This window comes from Dietzia sp. 111N12-1, assembly GCF_001658045.1.
Classification (GTDB): Bacteria; Actinomycetota; Actinomycetes; order Mycobacteriales; family Mycobacteriaceae; genus Dietzia; species Dietzia kunjamensis.
Genome location: NZ_LSSV01000069.1, coordinates 1 through 3,781 on the forward strand (window position 1 = coordinate 1; position 3,781 = coordinate 3,781).

Here is a 3,781-nt window from a genome sequence, read left to right on the forward strand (position 1 = left end):
GGATCATCGACACGTACATGAACAGCGAAACCGAGCCAGCCACGACCCCGGGTCCATACGCGGCTTTGAGTTGCATCGCGATTCCGCCCGAGGAAGGGTTGGTGGCTGAGTAGCGGATGTAGGAGTAGGAGCTGAAGGCCACCACCACTGCCCCGGCAAGGAAGGCCCACGGCATCCACCCCCCGGCCAGCTCGGCGACCTGCCCTACCAGGGCGAAAATGCCCGCCCCGATCATCACCCCCGTCCCGAGCGCAACGGATCCAGTGAGGGTCAGTGAGTTCGAGGACTGGGCGCTGCGATCCATGCGGTACCGTACTTTCTTCTCGTCGGGCGGGGTTGGCGGTGTGCTTGCGGTCGGGTGCGCCGAGTTCAGCGGACCAGGATCGTGCCCATCATGCCGAGGTCCTCGTGGTCGAGGATGTGACAGTGGTAGACGGTGCGGCCGACGATGTCGTCGAAGGCCACGCGGATGGTGACGCGGCCGAAGGCCGGAATGTTGACCACGTCCTGCCAGGTGGGTGACTCGCCGTCGTCGAGGACTTGCATGGGCCACACGTGCAGGTGCATTGGGTGGTCCATGGGGCTGGTGTTGGTCAGGGTCCATTCCTCCACAGTTCCGGCGCGGACCGTGATGTCGTTTCGGTCGGCGTCGAACTGTCGGCCGTTGATGGTGAACGACATCATCGATTCGGCTCCGCGCATCCCACGGCCCATGCCCATGCCCATGGCGAATTCCAGGGTTCGACGGGCAGTTACCGGTGCGGTGCGCAGGTCCCGCAGGGCCGGTCCTGCGGGCACGGGATCGGGTTCGTCCGCCGGGGGCCCAGTCACGTCCAGCGTGAGCAGACCGATCGGCTCGTCGTCCGCCGGGAACGCACCGGCCATGGGTCCGCCCATCATGCCAGGCATGGCGCCGCGGTCCACCGGGATGCTGAGCAGAGTGGAGGTGCCCTGGCGAGCGTCCACCAGGAGTTCGACTCTGTTTCCGGGAGCCAGCGTCACCTCGGTGAGGTCGACAGGTTCGGGTAGGCGGCCGGTGTCACGGCCGAGCAGGCGCAGAGACTGACCATCCAGGGTCAGGCGCAGGTAGCGGGACGGGCAGGCGTTGACGATCCGCCACTGCTCTCGCTCTCCCGGCGAAGCGGTGGCCCGGGGCCGAACCTGGCCGTTGACCATCACTATCTCGCCTTGACGGCCCATCATCTTCTCGGGCGGGGACGCGGCAGCCGGGTTGCCAGTGCCGTCGAGGGTGATGTCGGAGACGACCAAGGTGCGCTCACGGGACACCGGGACCGGCTCGGGGTCCTCAACAACGATCGCTCCGTAGAGTCCGGCCGCCAGTTGGTCAGCGACATGGCCGTGGTGGTGGGGGTGGTACCAGAAAGTCCCGGGCGGGTGGTCGTTTGGCAGGACGATTTCGTAGTCGAAGGACTCGCCGGGGGAGATGCTGACGAAGGGGTTGTCGCCATTGCCCTCGGGGGAGACGTGCAACCCGTGTACGTGCAGGTTGGTCGGGGTGTCGAGTTCGTTGGCAATCGCCACTCGGATCGTGTCTCCGCCCCGAACGCGCAGGGTGGGGCCTGGGAGTGTGCCGTTGAACGCCTGCACGTTTGCGTTTCGCCCGCCGATCTTGACCCGGGCGGGGGCGGCGACCAACTCCAGATCGAGCACACCGTCCCGACTGGCCACCACGTCCGGCTCGAGAAGGTCATCACCACCGTCGGAGAAGCCACCACTGTTCGTGGTGTTGCCCTCACTGACGGTCCACCACAGGCCGGCCCCGCCCACGGCGGCGGTGCCGGCCCCTGCCAAACCCAGTGCGAGGAGCTGCCGTCGGGTCAGCTCGCTCACTGCCGTCCCTCGCCCAGAGTGTGTAGTCGCTCCCGGTACTCCTCGGTGGTTAGCTCTCCACGGGCGTAGCGTTCGTCCAGGATCTCTCGCGGCTGGCGCGGGCGTTCCCCGGTTTTGACATGCTCATGCCCTCCGGTCTGGCCCCGGCCGCCGGTGAACGCTTTCGCCAGGACGACGGTGACCACCACCGTGCCCAGAATGACCAAGAGCCAGAAGATCCACATCCAGCCCATTCCCGAACCCATCCCGTTGTTCCACATCATCGCGATCGTCCTTCGCTACTTCTCAGTCCCGAGCGTGTGGCCCGCCGGTGTCTGGGGGGTGGTGGCGCCGGGTGCGAGGCGTGGCGGTCGGTCTGGAGACCGTGGATCGGCATCGGCACCGAGGGTCTGGGTGTGGAGCAGCACGTGCAGGATTCAGCGATCGCTTCCAACGGAAGGTTACTGCGAGGCTGGATAGACATCTTCTCCTCTTCATATTCGTTGCTGGTGCTCACTGGAACACCTCCAATTATACCCATATGGGGTATGTGGGGTAGGTGGTTGAACCCGGCTCACCCATCGATTGGTCCCTGGGTGTCTCACGCCTGGGGAGCGGTCCCTGTCAGGGCGACAATGAGGCAGAGCACGCTGGCCCAGAACACGCCCAGGCCAATGGCCACCACGGTTACACTCGCCCACTCCATACCGCGCCCCTGTCTTCCGGTCGAGTTCCACATTGGCCGGTACGCCCGCGTATTTGTGTGGAGATCAGGTGGAGGTCTGATCAAGAATTTCCGCTGGCGAGCTGACACTCAGGACAGGCTGGAACGATCGAGACCATGGTGGAGAACCCTCGTGCCCTCGAAGATGGGGGAAATTTGGGGAAGGGTGAGTTCGCAGAAACTACAGCTCGGCATCGTTTAGTGGCCCTTCATAGTGAAGGGCCCGTTTAGTGGAAGGTCTGCGTATTAGGGCGTGTCTCCTAATTGGCGTAGCCAGGTCAGGATTGCGCAGAGCGTGACGGCGGCGCGGTAGGTGATCGCGAGTTTGTCGTATCGGGTGGCCAGAGCTCGCCACTGCTTGGCCTGCGCGAAGGATCGCTCGACGACGTTGCGGTCTTTGTAGAGGTCGGCGTTGAGTTTCGGAGGCCGGCCACCGCGGGAGCCTCGGCGTTTGCGGGAGGCGATGGTGTCGCTCTTCTCGGGGATGGCCGCGGTGATTCCACGGGCGCGGAGCTGGCGGCGGATCGTGCCGGACGAGTACGCCTTGTCGGCGATCACCGCGTCGGGACGGGTGCGAGGCCTGCCCCGGCCAGGGTGCGGGACGTGGATGTCGGCCAAGACCTGTTCGAGCATCGCGCCGTCGTGTCGTTGGCCGCCGGTGACCACACTCGCCAGCGGCCGGCCGCGACCGTCGACGGCGCTGTGAATCTTGGTGGTCAGCCCGCCGCGGGAGCGGCCAATGCCGTGACCTGCAGGTTCACAGTCCAGGAAGGGGCGGTTCTTGTGATTCGATCGTGCCCCCTGTGTCCTGATCAGGGCGCGTTGTGTTTGTGCCGTGCTGGTGGGCTCGGCAGATGGTGGCATCTACCGAGACGTTCCAGTCGATCTTTCCGGCCGCATCGGCCTCGGCAAGGATGGCCTGCAAGACTCGGTCCCACGTGCCGTCTCGGGCGTAGCGGGCGTGACGCTTCCAGACCGTCTGCCAGGCCCCGAACTCCTCCCGCGGCAGGTCCCGCCAGGGAATTCCTGCTCGGTAGCGGTAGATGATGCCCTCGACGACCTTGCGATTGTCGCGGAACGGATGCCCCTGCCGTCCTTCGTTCGAGGGCAGCAGGGGCTCGATCCGTGCCCACTGCTCATCGGTGAACTGGCGAAAACGTGACTTCGTCTGTCCCATCCGGCCACGGTCTCGCGAGTCAACACTCAGCTATGGGAGACACGCCCTAG

3 protein-coding genes and 1 pseudogene are annotated in these 3,781 nt (G+C 65.4%); all 4 read right to left on the minus strand.

The window, feature by feature from the left end; all coding sequences use genetic code 11:
* Window positions 1–304: pseudogene (locus AYO52_RS14305) on the minus strand (APC family permease); the annotation flags it as partial.
* 65 nt (window positions 305–369) lie between these two features.
* Entirely contained in the window at window positions 370–1,851 is a 1,482-nt protein-coding gene (locus AYO52_RS14310) for a multicopper oxidase family protein (protein ID WP_067718740.1), read from the minus strand.
* Window positions 1,848–2,114 (minus strand): SHOCT domain-containing protein, encoded by a 267-nt coding sequence (locus tag AYO52_RS14315; protein ID WP_003862069.1) that lies wholly within the window; start codon window positions 2,112–2,114, stop codon window positions 1,848–1,850. The genes AYO52_RS14310 and AYO52_RS14315 overlap by 4 nt, the downstream gene beginning before the upstream one ends.
* Before the next feature lie 686 nt (window positions 2,115–2,800).
* Window positions 2,801–3,731 (minus strand): IS5 family transposase gene (locus AYO52_RS17935; RefSeq protein ID WP_156523628.1). Its coding sequence is split into 2 segments (ribosomal slippage): window positions 2,801–3,346 and window positions 3,348–3,731, totalling 930 coding nucleotides; the frame shifts between segments, so codons are not numbered across the junction.
* Window positions 3,732–3,781: the final 50 nt, after the last annotated feature.

Bases quoted from the DNA above. Each gene is read 5' to 3' on its own strand.
- AYO52_RS14315 (WP_003862069.1), bottom strand. From the start codon at position 2,114: ATGATGTGGAACAACGGGATGGGTTCGGGAATGGGCTGGATGTGGATC.